Annotated in this window: 1 pseudogene; it reads right to left on the reverse strand. The window is 30.7% G+C overall.

Annotated features, from left to right (window positions below):
- Positions 1-335, reverse strand: a pseudogene (locus tag ASG67_RS19885) (cytochrome c oxidase subunit II); the annotation flags it as partial.
- Between the last annotated feature and the right edge of the window lie 56 nt (positions 336-391).

Genomic DNA, 391 nt, shown 5'->3' on the forward strand with positions numbered 1-391 from the left:
CATCTAATAAAATATTCAGGAGAGATTCTTTCTATTACAATAGGTATAAATCTATGATTAGCCCCACAAATTTCTGAGCATTGTCCAAAGAAAATACCAGTTCGGTTTAGTATAAATCTAATTTGATTTAATCGTCCTGGTGTGGCGTCAATTTTAACACCAATAGATGGGATTGTTCATGAATGAAGAACATCTGCAGCAGTAACAATTATTCGAATTTGAGAATTATAGGGAACAGCAATTCGGTTATCAACATCTAATAGTCGAAAGTGGTAGTCTTCAATTTCATTAGAAGGAATTATATATGAATCAAATTCAATATTAGCAAAATCTGTATATTCATAAGATCAATATCACTGATGCCCAATAGTTTTAATTGTTACTAAAGGAT

Source organism: Sphingomonas sp. Leaf339 (assembly GCF_001426195.1).
In the GTDB taxonomy this organism is placed as follows: Bacteria; Pseudomonadota; Alphaproteobacteria; order Sphingomonadales; family Sphingomonadaceae; genus Sphingomonas.